This window comes from Paraburkholderia sp. BL6665CI2N2 (genome assembly GCF_004366535.1).
Taxonomy (GTDB): Bacteria; Pseudomonadota; Gammaproteobacteria; order Burkholderiales; family Burkholderiaceae; genus Paraburkholderia.
The window spans coordinates 4,313,324-4,332,078 of sequence record NZ_SORC01000001.1 but is presented as its reverse complement, the minus strand read 5'-3'; the positions used below and the strand labels follow the sequence as shown (position 1 = coordinate 4,332,078).

Below are 18,755 nucleotides of genomic sequence, written 5' to 3'. Positions count from 1 at the left end.
CGTCAGCGCCTTGAACACGCGCGCGACACTACTGATTCACGGATCTTAGCCACTTGGGATAGGCCGGTGGTAACCGACTGATCCACAAGGTACTACCGTCAACCGCCATCATCGCAGGACTATGGAAGCTATGGATTCGACAATAACATCAAGAGTGCAAGCTCAAATAGATCAGCCGTGTGTAACAAAGGGAAATGTTGTCCGAATTCGCGTTGATTTTCCCGAGAACGTGTCATCTGACAACATACAGATCCATCTTTGGAAAGTCGGCGTCCTCAATCCGCAGTGGTGTTTAACTACTGGCGCCACAAGGGTTCCGGGCGATCACCCGTCCTTTGAAGCCAGCATCGACACGTCGCAGTTTCTCGACTTCGGATTCTTTGAACTCGTCTCAGTGGTCTCAGGGCAGCATTTACCTGCTGACTCGGTCACCGAAGCGTTCCACGCCGGCCACAACTTTGCGCGAGCGGTATTTCAGATATCCGATGCGCCAGCATCTTTACGTTCACAGTTTGATGTCCTTCAAGCCTTGGAGAAGGCCGAGCAGAAACTGATGGCCGATTTCTTGTCACCTGTCGACGCGCGATCATCGCGCGAGAACGAGGCGCTGTCGTTCTCGGTTTTTCTCTTCGTTAAGGGTCTCCTTATCACCACAAGGATGCGCTTCGATAGATTTGAAATCGTGCCGACCGGAGGTGGTATTGATTCGCGCAACGCAGTCGATTTTATTAACGCATATTTCCGTGACTTCACAACGGTCAAGGTGACGTTTGACTACGAGCATGAGGACGACATCGGAGCTCAGCGTTCCAACCCCGTGTGCGTTGCCCAGTTTCCCAACGTACTCGCGAGCAGTGCGGATGAGGCTGTGCAATATTGTGTCCACAACACCCGCCTTCTCGTGCTCGCGCTCGCCCTCTCACGCGACGCGGGGGGCGAAATATTCGACATCGTAGTAATGGATCACCAAAGCGGGACCGCTCAAAGGCTGCCGCTCCGCGGATCCTATAAAGGCAATCTCGCAACTGGGATAATCTCCGGCGAGGATCCCCATATGCTTCAGACGTTGGTTGACGGGCTGCAATCGAACGAAATGAACCGGTTTCTTGCGGGACTCTACCGGGAAGCGCGTCGCGAGACGAGCCACGACTTTCAGTACGTTCGCTACTGGCAAATTCTAGAAACAATGGCTGAGGGACGAAATTACGATGAGGCTAAACCGCTTTTGGATTATTCAGGAAAGGAAATCATGGACGGCGACAAGGTACGCCGAGTCAAAGGAGCCGTCAGCATCGTCTTTAACATGTTGCGAGAAGCAGGTATTAGGGATTTGGAAGACGTATGGAAGCATGTGAATATATGGTGTGCGTTCCGAAACGCGGTAGCGCATCACGGTTCCGTTTCGAGGTTCGCAGAACTTGACCATGCAGCCTCCCGGAGATGGGCCGCGGAGGCATACAGCGAAATCGAAAGTGCTAACGGCCACGATGTATTTCTTTGGCGATTAAAGGAGCACGTCAAGTCCATGCTCGTCCTCGAACTGACCCGCGATGCGCACTAGAACGGTTGCGAATTTCGAACATTGCGGCGTTTAGGAATGTGAACCTGCTTACAGAAGCCGTCGATGCAGTGCGTCTTGAGGTTGGATGGTCTTGAGCTGCTGAGGCTACTGTCTGTTGAACGCAGCATCGACGCAGTTTTAGTCTGGCCCGCTGCGTCGGAGTAAGACGACTGATTGAACGACCGTTGTGTCGTCGGAAACTGCCGCTGAGTTGGCACGGAATCGAACGGCGAAATTGGGTCGGGAGTACGCACTGCCGACTGGCCGCTTTCAAGCAGTGGAATCCCACTGGCCGCTTTCCAGCGATGAGTTCGAAGAGCGGAGTGATGCGGCCCGACCCGGAGCAGCCAGCCGAAGGCTTGGGCATCCACGGGCCGATAACGGATTAGTTCGGTCATCCAACGAGGCTGATTGGGGCCAGCAATGCGGCTTTTGCCGACATTCAACGATTGAAATTAGGTAACTATTAATTACTCGTATTGCCGCCACCGAAGCCAAATAGATCAACCGCGACGCATGGTACTCGTAACGAAGACTCTCCTTTGACGGCGTTCATGCATATAGATCGCCGGTCGGTTGCCTCCTTTGGCGTTAGTTATTGGCAAACAATGGACGAACGATCTTACCTAATCAAATTCACTCCGCACTGCAATCTCAGAATTAACGATTTTTACATTCCGGAATCGTGCGACACACGCACAGTGAATTTCGTTTATATCTACAGCGCGACCTTTTTAAACCCATTACCTGAGGGATGTATGAGGAATATTTCAATATTTGAATTCGACTGCATCACTGTTTCAACAATTCTCTGTCGATCATGTCCCTTCACCCTGTGTCCAATATCAATTCTCTTTATGCATTCCTCAAGATTAAATGTTACGCCATTTTTTGAATTTTTGTTCCACGGTTCCATCATTTCCCCTGCTGTTTGCAGAATCCCATTTATCGCCAAGCGCCATTCATGCTCGTAGCTCCATTCTGCCATTTTTGAGTATATTGCTTCTTCCACAGAGGTAAACAGGTCTGGCATTTTTTCGAAGTAGTTAACTTTGTCAAGCTTGACAATACGCTGAGGTAAGGTGCCTTCATGAATTTCTCTACGATTCTCACGGTTGTTATGTTCATTAATTTTAAATCCAATAGCCTCTTTGTCATAGAACGCACATACGCCAGAGTAGTTATTTGCGTAATGAGCCCACATGACCGGGTTGTCAACTTTTTCTGAGAAGCAGCACACGGCCCATTTAAAGACAAATGACACGAATCCTTCGATGCCTCGCCCTGACCTTACTGGAATACCAAGCTGTTGTGGATACGGAGCGGCGCTAACGCCATCAAACGGATCATTTAACCCTTCGGGATAGCTACACCAAACATATCCATTAATCTCTTGCACCAAGAATTCTATCGAATTGCCGATTGGCCGATATCTATACAAGTAAGGGTCGTGCTTATACATAGCTATTCCCTAGTGAAGATTTAACGAATGCGAACTGCTTGCAATTACCAATCAAGGCGGTTTATCGGCGTCGCAGTATTGCCCTCGCGGATCGCTTCTAGTCATACACACGCCTCCGGCGACGGGCGAGACGCCCTTCTTTGCTTCATTCGCTACGGATCGACAGTCCGTTCTCACGGCTGACTTCCGAGGTCGAATAATTGCCGCGTACCCTCGCATGAGCTATTTAAATACCCTTTTTTGCTCGCAGCTCATCCGCAAGATGCTGTAGATCCGGATATATATCACCTTTCCTAAACCCGCAAACCTCTATCTCCCTGCTGAAAGATTCGACTGCATCTGTCGGTATAACCAACTTAGTCAGATAATCTTGGCTGTTTGACCGAAGGTCTAAGGCTGTATGGTCCGAGTGAACGGTAAAGCACCCCTGTTGTACGAACATTCGTAGATCGTGCTCAGATGCCATCACCGCAAGGACCTTATGGTTTTCTGGTGTCGTGTCGAACGCCGGGTCCAGGAATGGAGCGACCATCTGCGACTCTATCGCAGGCGTAATCTCATCGTTGCACTCCAAATTGTTTAAAGTATGCGCCTGAAGAACCCATATTGCGGCAGTCTCTGGCTTAAGTTTTGAATCATATAAATATGATTCAAGCGCAAAGTAGGCCGCGACCATTGGGGAGCGCGACCAGTCCAGCAAACGGGTGGGAAGGCCATAGTGTTGCATGAGGGATAACCAAAGCGCGCGATTATCGTAATCAGGAGATCTGGAATACCGCGTTCCAGCTCGACACCGGAAACGGTGAACGTAGTTGCGCTCTTGTCGCTCATGCTCATCGCGAAAGGCAGTGGGCTTAAGCGCCCACGTGGCACTTCGATGGCCACGGTACCACAGATGGGATCTGGAAACCTCAGCGTTGAGTAGGCTTATGGCGGCGATAAGTTCGGAAACATTCGCAACAGTGATTGTATTTAGCATGTTCGTCGATCCCTTTGAAGGCCCACTCGAAACGTTATTCCGCGCTGTCAATTCGACGTGCACTCAGATTCCAAACGGAAAAACACGTCGGAACTACGCCATCACTTTCCTAGGCTTTATCGTATGCTATTACGCAAAAGTTGCGACATAAAGTCGAGACCGCTAACGACCGAACGTTGGCGTGTGCCGCGCTTAAATGGCAATTTCCATGTGCGAAGCGGTCGTCTGAATGACCCAGTCTCGGCAAGGCAGGACGTCGCTTCCTGGCCGATTGGGTGGGATCGCCAACGGCCGCTTAGTGGCACTCCCGTTTGCAAAACCTGACTTTGACTGACTGACCGGTTTGAGGAAAGTTGTCTGACCGGAGTGGGTCGACTTGAGCCTGCCGCATATATCCACAGCGGCCATTCAACGCCGCGCACGATGGCGGAGCGTCGCAAAGGAAGGCGTCTGGCGTGATCACTCAGAAATCGATACGCAACCGGACGATTAAGGTAAGTGTTTATCAGCGCATTCATCGGCGTAACTCGAAGAATCTGATCCGCGTGCCTCCAGAAGTCAGCGCACAGCGCGCCGAACTAGCGGGCGCGTCCGTTCGCTGCCGCACACTACATTCCCCTTTGCGCGGTCTATATTTCCGTGAGCGATCCGCGTACAGACGCAAGGGGGCAATATGGCCAGACTGATGAGAATGCTTTCTCATGTATTCGATAAAGATCATCAGCACATCGCGACGTGGATCCAGACGGTCGTGGTCGTACTGGGGGTGATAATTGCAAACTTTCAACTGGCGGCAGTGGTTGAACAAAATGATCTTACTCGGAACACGAAGCTTCACGATTTGCTCGAAGAATACCGCGTGAACTTCGCACAACCTATCTTTCATCTCGAGGGGGCGATTATTCGTGCTGGGCTTCCGGAAACAAGCGAGCAGGAAATGAAAGACTCGTTTGCATCCGTACGTCCCCAACAAACTCTCGAGAAGTACGTAGATTTTCTAACTCGTATGGAAACGTGTGGAGAAGACCGAGTTTGCAATCGCTCACAGACTTCTGCGTTTGTTTGCGAGAAAGCCAAACAAACATGGCGCTTCCTGAACTATCATCAGAATGACATTCGCTTCGCACCATGGAAAAGCATGGAGATGATGAAATACAGCCAGCAATTGGATGACCTGATAGATCGAGAGTGCAACTATTTCAGTGCAGTCTGGCTTCGCATGAGCGTAGATATTTTTTGATCCGCTGTCAGTTGGTCAAATCTCGTTCAGCTCAATAAATTCACGCAAAACACTTGCCTTTTTGTCGGGGTCAGCTTGACCGATCCTAATTTGCGTCGGCTGCTCGATGTCGCTTGGCGGAAAAATCCGGAAAAGAGACTTTCCCACTATATTTTTAAAAAACTTCCGGATATCGGAAGTGGGGACGCGGATCTCGACACCCTCGCTAGACTGCTGGAAGAGCAGGACGCAAATGCCCTCGGCGTCAACGTAATATGGGTCGATAACTACGATGAAATTCCAAGCCTACTTGTGGCCATCAAATAAGCGCTTAGCGGACAAGCGGTAACGTTTTGTGGGGCAGTTCAAGGTCGGTCAACTCCAACGACGGCGTTGGGAGATTCTCGAACGTACGCTTAGGGTCGGCTCATGCCTTTTGCATCGCACGCGCGGCGAGAGTGGGCGTCGCGCTCGATCGTCGGGCGCGGATCGGCCATCTCCGGTCACCCAGAGAAGATTCACGACCGTCCGCTCGCGAAAGACGACTGGATACGACTGTCGATAGCACTTTGACCTTGTATTGTCGTCCATTTTAAGATAATCAAAGCACTTATCAATTTCGAGACGCTGCGATGAAATTGCTAACTTCAGAACAGGACCATGATTATCAGTGCATTTTCAAGAAACGACAAAATTCAACTACACGCCGAGGAAGCTAAAGGAGCACCAGTCGAACGGTCGACGGACCATTTAATAACGTACAGGATTATTCGCTGTTTCAATATCGCAACGTCAGGTCGCCGATTCTCAGTTTTTCTCAAAAGCAGAATCGTTACAAATCTCCGGCAATTCGTAAGCGTCCATGGCCGCAATCATCTTGCTTTGCCAAAATGAATATGAAAATGATTCGAAATCGTTTCGCGGATTCGGTCGCACAGCCATTACATAAACTCTGACGCAACGAGCAATATTGCCTAATAAGATTGGTGCGGAGACGGATTTTTCTTTTGACAAATGACAAATGACTGCTGGTTGAAAATTGATGTATGCTGGTCCTGGCGATGCCAAGTTTTCTTCAATGCAAGCATCCAACCGCTTCGACGCTGCCTCAATGTTGGACCAGTAGCCGCCTGTAATTGTATCTCTGCGTTCGCTCACAGCATGGTCCACGATAGTTGTATCGATTTCCCGACTCATAAGCCAGCGACTAAAGCTTGCATCATATTGCTCGACCGCTTTATCCAAAGACGGTTGAGTTGGTTTGTGGCTCATAACCCATAACAATCGATTCGTCCTTAAATCATATTCAGAGAAGGAGCCGGCAAAATCATCAATTGATTTTCTAACGTCGTCCATGGATTTTGCTACCGCATCTTTTGATTTTTCATTTTCTTGATGCTGATATTGCAAGGCGGTGCCCACCATTCCTGTCAGGATGAAACCTGCAACAATCAACAATAGTGGATGTCGCAACGTCGCGCTAACCGCCTCTATAACATTTCGCTCCGGCTTGTGGACAAGAAAGCCTTTGCGCGTCAGTTGGGGAAACTTGCGCTCGCGAAGCGGTCGAAACATGTGACCCCCATCGGTTCTATCGGCTAATGTTAGTCGTTTCCTTCAGTCAGGGCGCGCGTCTCGACAGTCGATCGACGTTCTAGGTGGACCGATTAGGTGCGGTCGGCTGAAAGCGGACGGCCGAGAGAATTATCTGTGTGGCTCAACTGGGTCGCGTGCGGCCGATCGCCGTCAGGCAGGGGTCGGTCAAGCGCATCCGCCTTTATGCTCCGAAGTACTCGAGTTCGGGCGTCTCGCGCTGAAGATCTGCCACCGACAGCGTTATGCGCTCGCCAGTTGCAGAAGCTGCTCCATATTGCTGGACGGCCCTTAGAATTCGGTGTTTGTTCAGCTCGAACGCGAGTCGCACCTGGTGTGCAGTCTCATTGCGAGCACCAAGCTCTTCGCAAACGACTTCAAATGGCAGCGCGAAGGAGCGGTATCCCCAGCCGAACCGAAAGGCGGAAAACCACACCGCCGAGTCGGCGCAATGAATGGGGGCGGTAATGACCGTGCGTGGCTGATCCATCGTTTTCACCTGCGTCGACGATAGGGTGACATCAAAGTGTTGCACAACGACCTTACAAACGGGGTGCTGTCGACGCGAGGTCACCACTCCGCCGAGACGATTGTCTCGGAGCCAAGGGTTGATTTTGCGAATCGGGACAGCGTCGGACGGGTGGTGTCCCGCGGGTCCCCAACAGGCAAGACCGGCCAATTTGAGACGTTCGAAGGATTGCGGAAATCGCCAACAATCGGTAGTCCGCACCGTAGCTAATCGCTCGCGCCTGTCGGTTACACTGCTCCCGGGCAAGTTTTCGGAAACCGATGATGAATGAGATCGAAGCTTTAACAGCTCGGATCGACCAGGAAGGGGACGTTGATGCACTGCGCATCGGGATTCCCGACCTAACCTCCCGTCTGATCCGAGAGCGGCGTGACAACATTTGGCTATTGAGGAAAGCACTGGTTTGCGCAGACGCTCGCCGCTCTTGGGTCGAATGTCGGCGGAGGGCATCGCGACTCAGCCGCCTAGCTTCGCGTGTCACTTGTGGCGCTCGAAACGGCACTGACACTACATGACCGACGCAACGAAAATTACACTCCGCGAAACGCGGCTGTAGAGGCGCTGACAGCAGACACGCTGCTTGCCAGCGTGCGTGCGCTTGGAGCTAGTATTTAGGTTTTGCAGGGGCAAAGCCGCCGCCGAAAATGGTGGGCCATAAAAAGGAAAGGCACATGATCCGGGGCGTGATCGACAACGTTATATTTGACTTTCTAGACAGCCAGCATTCTGAGGTTTTGGCGATTAGCGGGAAATGGGGTGTTGGCAAGACCTACGCCCTTTATTCTATGATTGATTCTTATACCGGCACCGGTTCGCTTGGCTGGTACTCGTACGTCTCCGCGTTTGGCGCAAAATCGATCGGCGAATTGCGATCCATGATTCTGGTCAAGACGAGGCGTTTTCCCGTTCAACATGACAAGCTGGAAAAAGCCGTCGAGAGCGCTGAGACGTTCTTCGCAAAGGGGCGCGGACTGGCAATCTGGAAAGCCATAACGGCGTCGGCGGACAAAATCCCCATTGTCGGCAAGCAGGTCACGGTTTTGTTGGAGACCGTCGCAACTTCGCTTATTAGCAAGACTATCGTATGCATTGATGATATCGAGCGGCTCGGCTCGGGCATTGAGATGGACGACCTTTTAGGCCTTGTTTCGGAACTAAAGGTTGAATCCCAGTGCAAGATCATTCTGCTCTTTAATGAAGAACAGCTAGGCGAGCGGGCAAAGCAGTACGAACGGGCTAGCGAAAAGGTCATAGACAAGAAGATGGAGTTTGTCACGACCGCTGCGGAAGCCATCGAAATCGGCCTTCCCGCTGACACGCCAATGCGTGAATACGTCGCTCCTTGCATCGAAAAGCTCGATATCAACAATATCCGCACCATTCAAAAAATCGCTCATGGACTTACTACTGTTCATGGCCTTATCCCCGAATGCTCCGAAGACGTCAAGAAACAGGGGGCGATCGCCGTCGCCGTTTTTGCAGGGGCTTTATATGAATCGGGCCGGGGCTTTCCGAAACCTGAACATATTATTAGCTATAACTGGTTCTCCGCCGCGATGCGGGAGGGCAGCGAGGCAATCGATGATGTGTGGCGAGAAAAGCTGCACGCTTGTGGGTTCTTGCACAGTGACGAATTCGATACGGAAGTGCTGTCGATACTCAAGAATGGCTATGCGCACGGCTCGGAACTAGTGAAGCACGCTCAGGCTTTGGACGAAGTCGTAGGCAGAGGGCAGTTAGACGCCGTCTTTACCGCCGCGTGGAACACATTCCACGACCGGATCGACGGAACAGCCGAACAGCTGGTGCAGCAGTTCGTCGACGCCGTTGAAGTTGCGGCAACTGTCATAACTCCGCTCAATTTGAACAGCACTGTACGGCTGCTTCGCGAACTGGATTTCAGCGCCGAGGCCGACGCCTTGATCGAGAGATACGTACAGCTCAATGCGGACCGAACCGGTCTCTTTAGGATCGACGATTCGCCGTGGAGCAAAGACATCAATGACGAGACGCTCAGGAAACGCTTTGCGGAGATGGTGACGGAAAACGAGGGGCCGCTAGAGTTGGATGCGGCGGCGGCGATCCTTGTCGAGGAGGGACATTGGGACGGTCGGTTGCAGGCCGCGCTGTTGACGGCTTCTCCCGACGACTTTGTGACTTTGTTCAAAGAATATCAGGGTGACAGTCTCCGGCCGTTGCTTGATCACCTCTACCGGGCCGCGCACAGGAGGGGCGAGGAAACAGAACCGATTGCAGGCGTGGTCAGCGCAGCGCTGGATCAGATTTCGACAGAATCGAAACTCAATGAGATTCGGATCCGTCGCTTGCGTAGGTAGCCGAAGATATGAAATAGCGCGCGACTTGGCGGACTCTCTGTGTAGGCCGCGCTTGCCAGAATCGCTTCGGTAGCGCTAATCCTGCGAGCGTGCCAGCGTCAGATTCGGGTCTGTGCAATGTCAGGCGGGATAAGCAACGCCAGACCGGGGGAAGGGACCCGCGAGAGGATTTTGAACGACCGCTGTCGGCAGAATCAAAGGTCCGTTTCACGCCCTGAGGCGGTCAGTCAAGGTTTTTCCGAGGGCAGATGCAGCCGATATCCTTGACCTTGTAGCCTTGGGCGTCGTTCATTCATGAAACGGCGTATGTCGAAGAAACGTCGTGCGCTTCTCTGCGCTTTGGTCACGCCGCTGATACGAGTGCACGATCCACTGCGCTCGCCGTGTTTCAGCCGCCTTACCTTCACATGTTGTCTGCCACCACGCCTCACCAAAATTTTAGATACTGGGCGACGAAGACGGGCATAATTTTTCTCTCGCCCACTACGGTTTGATATTCCATGTTTGACTTGTACGTTCCGACAACCCCAAATCCATGGCCTATGCTGGCGGCGGCATAGTATTTGTCTTCCAGCTTTTTCGGGACCTCGACGTATATATACGATGGGTTCGCCGTCACGTCTGATCTTGTAAGAGCCACAGTTGTTCTGCTGTTCGAAAAACAGTCTACAAGCTTTCGTTTGCCTGAATACGCCATTCCAACAGGTTTTCGCGTGCGGCCACTGAAGACGATGCTCGTGCGATGGTTGCACGGCACGGCCTACAATCGATGTGGCAATTTGAAGGATTGGACGCGATTGGAATAGCTTTCTACCACCCCACGTCCTTGTTCACGCGCTCTTTCGGGCGGGCAGCGTCGCCACGTTCGCCGCGTCCGCATGCGTCAACAGGTCGAGCCGCTCGCCCAACAGTTGCCACGCTTCAATTTGATCTTTGAGCCGCACCTGACGCTGATAGATGCGTTTCACCTTATGCTCTTCTGTCTGGTTGAGGCACTTGACGATCACGTCGCTATCCACGCCAAGCTCGCCCATCAGTGTCCCGGCTGTTCGCCGCAGATCGTGCGGCGTCCACTTGCCGCCCGGTAATTCGAGTGCATGAGCGTGCGCCGTCCGGTTTGAGTGCGCCTCACGTTTGTAGTGGGCAAGTTGCCTGTCTTCGATTTGCTTTGTCATACTCTTCGAACAGACAGAGCCTTCGCCCTGCCGGGAGGGCATCATCCATACCTCGTCATCGGACAGTGCGAGCAATGCTTCAGCTTTCCGCCGCGCGAAGTCGGAGAGATAGATGACGTGTTCACGCTGATTTTTTGCATGTTCCTTCGGGATCGTCCATGTACCTGCTTCGAGATCAATGTCCGTGCGTCGCGCTCGCGTCGTTTCGCCAATCCGTGCGCCCGTTGCCAGCATCAGCCAGACCGCATGCACGGTCGAGTGAAGAAGGTGTGCCGCAGCAAGGGCGGGGGGCAGGGCGCGAATCTCGGACTCGCTGAGTACCCGGTCGCGCTCGGTATCCTTGCCGCCCACGTCGCGTTTTGCAATGCCATGCGTAGGGTCTGTCGTGACAATTTCCCGCACAAGCGCGAACCCGAACATTTGCCTGAGTTCGGATAGCAGTCGGTTCGCCAGTCGATTCGCGCCACGCGCCATTACCGTATCGAGCACATGCATGACGTCGGCCCGCGTAATTTCCTCGGCGTAGCGGTCACCGATGGCGGGTAGTACGTCTTTCTCAATGCCGCGCTTGGTTTCTGCGCCCTTGTCCTTGCGGCCAGCAAGTTCCATGGCGGCCCATCGCTCGAATAGCTTGCGCACGCTCAGACGGCGCTCTAGGGCTACTTGGGCTTCCTGCGCAGCGCTACGGGCCTGCTCGACGGCGGCGCGTTCGTCTACAAGTCGTTGCTGATAGTCGATCCCTGAGCGGGCCAGTGCGCGAATCTCGGCGGCGCGGTCACGGGCATCCTTCAGGCCGATACGGCCCGGCCCATCGCCGTATGGTTCAGGCAATCGGTACTGCCGTTCCTTGCCATCGAACATGTATCTCACTAGCCACGTCTTCGCGCCGTCCGTCGCCACGCGAAGTTGTAGGCCGTCCCCGTCAGTCAACTTGAACGGCTTGGCCCTTGGCTTCGTTGCGTCGATAGTGCGTGCTGTCAGTCGTCCCAAAATGTGCTCCCGAAGTGTCCGCGTCCGACCCGTGTCCGAACCGTGTCCGAAAAAAAGGTGGATTTCGGTGAATTTTACTGGATGTCAATGAACTATGAAATCCTGTTTATTGGCTGATCTATAAGGACTTTGCGGAAATTTCCGCATGTTGTCGGACGATGCTTTACCTTTATGGGGTGCAGGTGGTAGGAGGTTCAAATCCTCTCGCCCCGACCAAGATTAAAAAGCCGCACGCCGTAAGGCGTAGCGGCTTTTTCGTTTTTGGCCGCCACCGCGGCAAGGCTGCCATCGTTCGTCGCGCTATCACGATCACATCATTTGAGCCGCGCACCACTCCGGCCCGAGCCTCTCGCACGCGGCAACGTGAGACTGCTTCACGCGAGGCAGGCTGTACATCAGGGCCTGCACTGAAACGCGACTGACCCTCTTCTCGCACAGCCGCTTGGCGACGACTATCCCCTTGCCGGCCGCGGACCTAAACGCCGTTATGATGACGCTTGGATCATTCGGCATCTCGCGACCATCGTGATGATCCAGATTGCTTTCGGCGCATTATTAACGATGAACGACGATACGCTGCCGCGCTTTCTAACAGAAATTTTTCCGACGCACGTACGTTACGGCGGCTTTGCGTTCTGCTGCAACTCGGCCAATGAGCCATTCGGCGGAAGGGCGCTGAGACATTTGGGCTCGGCTCGTTCGATCTCGAGCAAGCCGGTGCTCGAGTCTACGACCAGCGGCTCGATCGCAGCCGCTCGTTTTCGAATAAGCGCTCTATAGATTTACCCATCACCCGCATCCCGTATCCCACGCGCCCGTCTACCATGCACGTTTGCCCGCCGCGTGCGGCGCGTCTTGATCAACGGGTTTCCCCATGAGTTTGCTACTTCGTTTGTTGCTTCTGATATTGACCAGCCAGCGCCGCAGCCGGCTGCATGTGCTCGATACGTGCGTCACGCCGTTTCGCGTCTGGTTGAATGACCTAGATGTGTTGCTTCACATGAACAACGGTCGTTATTTCACGATCCTGGATCTGGCACGCGTCGATCTGATGATGCGCAGCGGCTTGTGGCGTCAATTGAAGGCACAACGCTGGTATCCGGTCGTCACGCTGGAAACGATGCGTTTTCACCGCTCGCTCGAACTCGGCAATCGCTATGACGTCCGGACCCGCGTGATCGGCTGGGACGACAAGCACATCTTCATCGAACAAGGATTCGTGCGTGACAATGCGCAAGTCGCGCTGGCCGTCGTGCGGGCACGCTTTCTGAAGCGAAGCGGCGGTGTCGTGACTACTGCCGAGTTAATGCAACTGTCCGGCGTGACGCAGTCATCGCCCACGTTGCCCGAATGGGTCGCGCGTTGGAGCGAGGCCGAAGGAGGGATGGTGTTTCCGTCGGCTTCGTCTATTCCAGGTTAACAGGATGCGAGCACCGTCACGCGTCGGTAAGCACTCTGTCGTGCGGGTCCAGGCGCGCCCGCATCAAACGGCATCCTGAACGAACTACTGATACCACGCGCCCAATCGATCATTAGGAGCGCCAGCCACGCTTGCACTTCCGTATGCGCCTGCGGCGAAGTGATGTTCTATTCATAGTTACGAAGCTGCGACGGCATGAGATACGCCGACCGGTCGCCAGCCAGCACTGAAGCCAGAACATGCATATCGATGCCGCCTCCAGTTAGCACAGCGGCGATGCGCTTACCGGCAAAATAAGGGTGGAGGGCCGCGGTAAGCGCAACCGCGCCCGCGCCTTCGACGACAAGATGATTGTGCTTCGCCAGACAGCGGATAGCTTCGGCCGTGTCCTCAAGCGTTGACACAATGACGCCGTCCACCAACGCATTGAGGTATGGCCAATTCGCGTCGAGCACGGTCGAGACGCCGATGCCCGCGATCATCGGCGTCGAGTCGACAGATACCTCAACGATAGCGCCGGCCGCAAGAGAAGAATAGAACGGTGCCGCCGCTTCGCTTTCGCACGCATACAATTTCGCACGCGAGTCCCAATGCGCGCACGCCAGCGCAGTACCCATGATCAACCCGCCGCCGCCGAAGGGCACGAGGATCACGTCGACATCCGGCAGGTCTTCCAGGATCTCCTGTCCGATCGACGCGTCGCCGACGACCACATCGCGACACGCACAAGGATGCAGAAATGTGCCGGTTTCGCCGGGCGGTATTTCACCGCACAGTATTGCCCACCATCTTTCGTACGGCACTTCGATCACCTCGGCGCCCAGCGAGCGAAGCGCCTCGATTTTGCTCCTTGCTGCGGTATCGGTGACATACACCCTGACGTCCGCGCCGCGAACCCTCGTCGCTTCGGTCACGCCAAGCGCGAAGTTGCCGGTGCTCGCCGTATAGACACCGTTCGCCAGTTGAGCGGCCGTAAGGCTCGATACCGCATTCAGCGCGCAGCGTATCTTGAACGATCCTCGTGGCTGAAGGTTCTCCGGTTTGAGAAACACGCTTCGATCCGTGGCAGCGGCGTAGGGCAACAGCGGTGTGCGGACGACGGTTCCCCGGATCGTCTCCGATGCGCGCTCGATATCGGCTCGGGAAACGTCGCCGAGATAGCCCGAGCCGACATCATTCCCGAACGACGTGCGCGCATGATGCAGAATGCCAGGAAAGCTCATGATGTCCTCGCTTTCGTATTCGTTTGAAGAGATCGACTAGCCACGCCGACGCAATTCGATGCGCAGGTTTCGCGGCACCATCGAAAACGCGAACACTTCCTCCACCTCGGCCGCGTCGTTCACCAGCAGCAGATCGAAGTTGCGGCACAGCATGGCGACAGCCGATCTCACTTCCATCAAGGCGAGGCTGCGTCCCGGACACAGACGCGGTCCCGAGCCGAACGGCATGAACCCCGCCCGATGATGGCTGGCGGCACTCTCGCCGGTGAGCCAGCGCTCCGGATCGAAGAGGTCGGCCCTCGAATGGCCGCCTTGCTGCAAACCTGCCTCGCGCGTCAATAGCGACAGCACCGCGCCCTTCGGGATGGCAATGTCGCCCACTTGCACGTCGTAATTCGGCTCGACTGCGAGAACGGGCGTAACGGATTTGAGCCGCATGGACTCGCTGATGACCGCGTTCAGATAGAGGAGCGCATCACCCGTGTCAAAATCTTCGAGCATGGCCGCGGATCCGATAACGGCGTCGACTTCTTCCTGCATTCTTCGCTGGACGTCTGGCAGGGACGCCATGAAGTACGCCACCCAGGCGATGGTGTTCGCCGTCGTGTCCTGTCCGGCCAGCAGGATGGTGAACACATTGGCCAGCACTTCGTCGTCTGTCAGCGGCGCTTCTCCTTCCTGTTGCGCCATGAGCAACGCCTCGAGCAGATTCGTGGGCATCGCGTCCGTCTCCGAGCGCTGCGCGAGCCGCGCGCGGTTGGCGGCGATCAGGTCCTTCGTGAGCGCCTGAACCGCAATCAACGCGCGATCCAGCGTCTTGTCGGCGGGTAGCTTGACGTAGTGCCAATAGGGGAAGGGCGCGTTGATGCGCCGGTTGATCATCGGGAACACGACTTCGAGGTGCCGCTGGATCACGTCGCCCTCGCTCTCGATGGTGTCCATGTCGTATCCGAACGCGAGATTGGTGGTGACGTCCACCGTGTATCGCATCAGATCCTTCTGGATATCGATGGATTGCTGATCGCGATTCGCTTTCTCCCAGCGTTGCAGCAACCGACGCGTCATCTCGCAGAGCAGCGGAAAGAAGGCACGCAAATGCAGAGGATCCAGTGCCTTGGCGACGAGTTGCCGTTGCCGTCGCCAGGCCTCGCCTTCCATGGAGAAAACGCCGTTGATACCCAGTTCGCGCGCAACGGTTTCGATCACGTTCCAGCGGCGATAGGCGCCGGGGCGATCGCGCAAGACCTGGCTGATGAGAATCGGATCGGCGATCGCAACGAACGGGCGGCCGATCAATCTGAACGTGTACACAGGGCCGAATTCTCTGGACCACTGTTCGAGGACGAGGTGCAGCTTCTCGGGACGTAGTTGCAACGTATTGCCGAGAAACGGAACGCGCTTTGGGCCAGGAAGCTGGGCAAGCGATCTCACGGGAGATTCGCGGCACGGTATTGTCCCAGCCGGGTCAGCGCGTTGCGCATTCCACGCGCGCACCTCGTTGCGATCGACTTTAACTTCGCCGTCCTCGACGATTGCGTCGAAGCGCTTCAGATTCGAACTGACCGGTCCCTGGTTGCAGCCTGACGAGCAGTCGAACTGCCAACTGTGTGCCCGGCAGGTGAGCACACCGTCTTTGACTGTGCCTTCGGACAGGAGAGTGCCTTGATGCGGGCAGCGTCCCTGAAAAATCGAAATGGCGTGACTGTGGCGAAGAACGATCAGATCGATCCCGTCGACGTTCGCCGCCTTGATGCCGTCGTCTTCAAGTTCTTTCGTGCGCGCTATCACTATCGTGTCCGGGGAACCCGAACGCACTGCCTGAAGACTCGCGTTCATTTTGTCGCTCCTTCGCGCCGGGCAGGCATCGTTTTTCATTGATCGTGTGAACACAAGAGAGGCTCCGGCGTCTTGTCGACGGCGAACGTTTTTGCGTTGCAACGTGCAACCAGGTTCTTGCGCGGCGTGAGGAAGCGGGCGCGTTCATGTCACTGCGCACCGCATTTAATTGGCGTCGTGAGCGGGCTTCAGGGCGGAATCCTGTGCCGGGTCTGTACGACAGACAAGTCGCGATCCATGCTGTACTCCCCGAGGTCCGAGGAGGGCACTCACCCAACCATACTAGTCGTTTATCGAAGGGAGCCAAGCACGCTATCTAGTGTCGTGCCGCCTTTTCGGCGCATCCGGGACCCGGCTGTCGATTGCCGGATTGCGAGCGTTTGCCAGGGTCGGGAATCTTCCCGCGTGCTACGAACTCTGCAGCGCATTGCGCAGGTCGAATCGGCTGTCGTCGTGGTGGCAAAAAACCTGCGCTGCCGGTGGCACGGCGCTTGCCATGCGTCGGCTGTACCGGCGCCAGCCTGCCGTCAGGCGTTGGTAACGATTCTCATTTTTTGTCCCGCCAGTTCGATGCGCTATGCTGGGGTAACGGCCAAAAATACAAGACGCGAGGCAGGTTCGGTGTTGGTGCAATGCCACTGAAGATCCTGCCCGATCCATCGTCCTTTGCCGGCGCCGGGGGCTTCGCACACGAAACACGGAGGTAATATGCAAGGCGACCCAAAGGTCCTGGAATATCTGAACTCGCAACTGAAGAACGAACTCTCCGCGATCAATCAGTATTTCCTGCATGCGCGCATGTACAAGCATTGGGGGTTCGTCAAGCTCGGCAAGCATGAATATGACGAATCCATCGGCGAGATGAAGCATGCCGATCTGCTGATCGAGCGCATCTTCCTGTTGAACGGCCTGCCGAATCTGCAAGACCTTCACAAGCTGCTAATCGGCGAAGAAACCAAAGAGATCATGGAGTGCGATCTGAAGCTGGAACAGATTTCGCAGGCCACCTGCAAGGAGGCCATCGTCTATTGCGAATCGGTTCGCGACTTCATCTCGCGGGAGATCCTGACCCATATTCTCGACGACACCGAGGAACATATCGACTGGCTCGAGACGAATCTTGAGTTGATCGACAAGGTCGGCATTCAGAACTATCTGCAATCGGGCATGGACTCGCCGGAGTGAGTTCGCTTTGGCAAATGTTCGACTGACAACGAACTGAACGCCGGCGGATCGGGCTGAGCGTCAAGCGCCCCATCGTGAGGCGACTGGCGGGAAATGGCCGCGCGGTGGGCGCTTTATTCGCGGCCTAGCGCCACGAATCGTTCGAGATGATGGTCCTCATCGCCGAGTTGATGATCGATCATCACGAGGCGCTTCGCGTAGCGGGCGAGCGGCAGTTCCCACGTCATGCCGATACCGCCATGCAACTGAATGCATTCTTCCGCGACTAGCGCGCCGATTCGCCCAATGCTGTACTTGGCCGCCGACATCGCGCGCTCCCGCACCTTGCGCTCGGCGCCGAGGGCCGCCGCGGCGTTGATCACGGCTGAGCGGCCCTGCTCGATCTCCAGCAGCAGATCGGCCATGCGATGCTGCAATGCCTGAAAGCTGCCGATCGGCACGCCGAACTGTTTGCGCGTGCGCAGATACTCGAGCGTGTAGTCTTTGGCGACATCCATCGCGCCGATGGCTTCGGAACACAACGCGAGCACGCCGCAGCCAATCGCGTATTCGAGTGTCGCGAAGCCCGCGTCAATCGTGCCGAGCAATGCGCCGTCGTTCAGCGTGACGTTGTCGAAGGTCACTTCAGCAGCGCGGCCGCCGTCGATCTTGCGATAGCCGCGCACGCCGACACCGGGCGTATCGCGCGGCACGAGAAAGAGCGTCACGCCTGCTTCGCTATCGTCATCACCGCTGGTGCGTGCCGAGACCAGAAAAAGCGAAGCGTGCTCGCCGTGCTGAACCACGGCCTTGGCTCCGTTTAGTCGCCACGTGGAGCCGCTTCGCTCCGCGCGCGTCGTTACGCGGGATAGTTCATAGTGGCTGTCCGGTTCGCCGTGCGCGAGCGCGACGATCCGCGAGCCGTCAATCAATTCCGCGAGCGCGGCCTTCTGCGCTTCGTTGCCGCTGCGCGCAATGGCACGGCCGACGATCAGCGTATCGAGAAACGGTTCGACCACGAGACCACGGCCCAAGCTCTCGAACACTACGGCGATATCGAAACCGCCGCCGCCGAAACCGCCATCCGCTTCATCGAACAGTGCGCCGATAATGCCGAGCTCGGCAAAGCGGCTCCACAAGTCGCTGCTATAGCCCTGGTGAGACTGAGCGATCCGGTCGCGCGTGGCGAAACCGTACTGCTCGCTGACAAAACGGTTCAGCGTATCCGCCAGCATGCGGCGGTCTTCGGTGTGCTGGAAATTCATGAC

General features: G+C 55.4%; 14 protein-coding genes and 1 pseudogene. 7 read left to right on the top strand and 8 right to left on the bottom strand.

Annotated elements, in window-relative coordinates; translation table 11 throughout:
- Positions 1-130 precede the first annotated feature (130 nt).
- On the top strand, positions 131-1,561 hold the full coding sequence (mauJ, locus tag B0G81_RS19270) for a methylamine utilization protein MauJ (protein ID WP_166679031.1): 1,431 nt from the start codon (positions 131-133) through the stop codon (positions 1,559-1,561).
- Here mauJ and B0G81_RS43715 read toward each other — a convergent pair.
- Positions 1,558-1,959, bottom strand: a complete 402-nt coding sequence (locus tag B0G81_RS43715) for a hypothetical protein (RefSeq protein ID WP_166679030.1) — start codon at positions 1,957-1,959, stop codon at positions 1,558-1,560. The two genes, mauJ and B0G81_RS43715, sit on opposite strands and share 4 nt — an antisense overlap.
- 320 nt (positions 1,960-2,279) lie before the next feature.
- Positions 2,280-2,960, bottom strand: coding sequence for a DUF2971 domain-containing protein (locus B0G81_RS19265; RefSeq protein ID WP_166679029.1), 681 nt, complete (start codon positions 2,958-2,960; stop codon positions 2,280-2,282).
- Positions 2,961-4,675: 1,715 nt separating this feature from the next.
- On the opposite strand from B0G81_RS19265, the gene B0G81_RS19255 reads away from it, so the two are divergent.
- A complete protein-coding gene (locus B0G81_RS19255) occupies positions 4,676-5,242 on the top strand; it encodes a hypothetical protein (protein WP_134138013.1) in 567 nt (188 codons plus the stop codon).
- 45 nt (positions 5,243-5,287) lie between these two features.
- A pseudogene (locus tag B0G81_RS19250) lies at positions 5,288-5,548 on the top strand (SIR2 family protein); the annotation flags it as partial.
- 480 nt (positions 5,549-6,028) lie between these two features.
- Here B0G81_RS19250 and B0G81_RS19245 read toward each other — a convergent pair.
- Positions 6,029-6,796 carry a hypothetical protein gene (locus B0G81_RS19245; protein WP_134138011.1) on the bottom strand — a complete coding sequence of 256 codons (768 nt, stop codon included), beginning with the start codon at positions 6,794-6,796 and terminating at the stop codon, positions 6,029-6,031.
- Positions 6,797-6,998: 202 nt separating this feature from the next.
- Positions 6,999-7,304: a hypothetical protein gene (locus B0G81_RS19240; RefSeq protein ID WP_166679028.1), complete on the bottom strand. Its 306-nt coding sequence runs from the start codon at positions 7,302-7,304 to the stop codon at positions 6,999-7,001.
- A gap of 710 nt (positions 7,305-8,014) precedes the next feature.
- On the opposite strand from B0G81_RS19240, the gene B0G81_RS19235 reads away from it, so the two are divergent.
- Positions 8,015-9,679 (top strand): P-loop NTPase fold protein, encoded by a 1,665-nt coding sequence (locus tag B0G81_RS19235; RefSeq protein ID WP_134138010.1) that lies wholly within the window; start codon positions 8,015-8,017, stop codon positions 9,677-9,679.
- Positions 9,680-10,509: 830 nt separating this feature from the next.
- Here B0G81_RS19235 and B0G81_RS19230 read toward each other — a convergent pair.
- On the bottom strand, positions 10,510-11,844 hold the full coding sequence (locus B0G81_RS19230; protein ID WP_166679027.1) for a site-specific integrase: 1,335 nt from the start codon (positions 11,842-11,844) through the stop codon (positions 10,510-10,512).
- 525 nt (positions 11,845-12,369) lie between these two features.
- On the opposite strand from B0G81_RS19230, the gene B0G81_RS44745 reads away from it, so the two are divergent.
- The gene (locus B0G81_RS44745; RefSeq protein WP_243856541.1) at positions 12,370-12,624 is read left to right on the top strand and encodes a hypothetical protein; all 255 of its coding nucleotides are present in this window, start codon (positions 12,370-12,372) and stop codon (positions 12,622-12,624) included.
- Between the two features lie 94 nt (positions 12,625-12,718).
- Positions 12,719-13,264 carry a thioesterase family protein gene (locus tag B0G81_RS19220; RefSeq protein ID WP_134138008.1) on the top strand — a complete coding sequence of 182 codons (546 nt, stop codon included), beginning with the start codon at positions 12,719-12,721 and terminating at the stop codon, positions 13,262-13,264.
- Positions 13,265-13,431: 167 nt separating this feature from the next.
- On the opposite strand, the gene B0G81_RS19215 is transcribed toward B0G81_RS19220, so the two are convergent.
- Both B0G81_RS19215 and B0G81_RS19210 read right to left on the bottom strand, forming a co-directional pair.
- Entirely contained in the window at positions 13,432-14,487 is a 1,056-nt protein-coding gene (locus B0G81_RS19215; protein ID WP_134138007.1) for a pyridoxal-phosphate dependent enzyme, read from the bottom strand.
- Positions 14,488-14,523: 36 nt separating this feature from the next.
- A complete protein-coding gene (locus B0G81_RS19210; RefSeq protein ID WP_134138006.1) occupies positions 14,524-16,323 on the bottom strand; it encodes a cytochrome P450 in 1,800 nt (599 codons plus the stop codon).
- 708 nt (positions 16,324-17,031) lie between these two features.
- Between B0G81_RS19210 and bfr the strand changes: the two genes are divergently transcribed.
- Positions 17,032-17,508 carry a bacterioferritin gene (gene bfr, locus B0G81_RS19205; RefSeq protein ID WP_134138005.1) on the top strand — a complete coding sequence of 159 codons (477 nt, stop codon included), beginning with the start codon at positions 17,032-17,034 and terminating at the stop codon, positions 17,506-17,508.
- A gap of 113 nt (positions 17,509-17,621) precedes the next feature.
- Here the strand turns inward: bfr and B0G81_RS19200 are convergent, their stop codons facing one another.
- Entirely contained in the window at positions 17,622-18,752 is a 1,131-nt protein-coding gene (locus B0G81_RS19200) for an acyl-CoA dehydrogenase (RefSeq protein ID WP_134138004.1), read from the bottom strand.
- Positions 18,753-18,755: the final 3 nt, after the last annotated feature.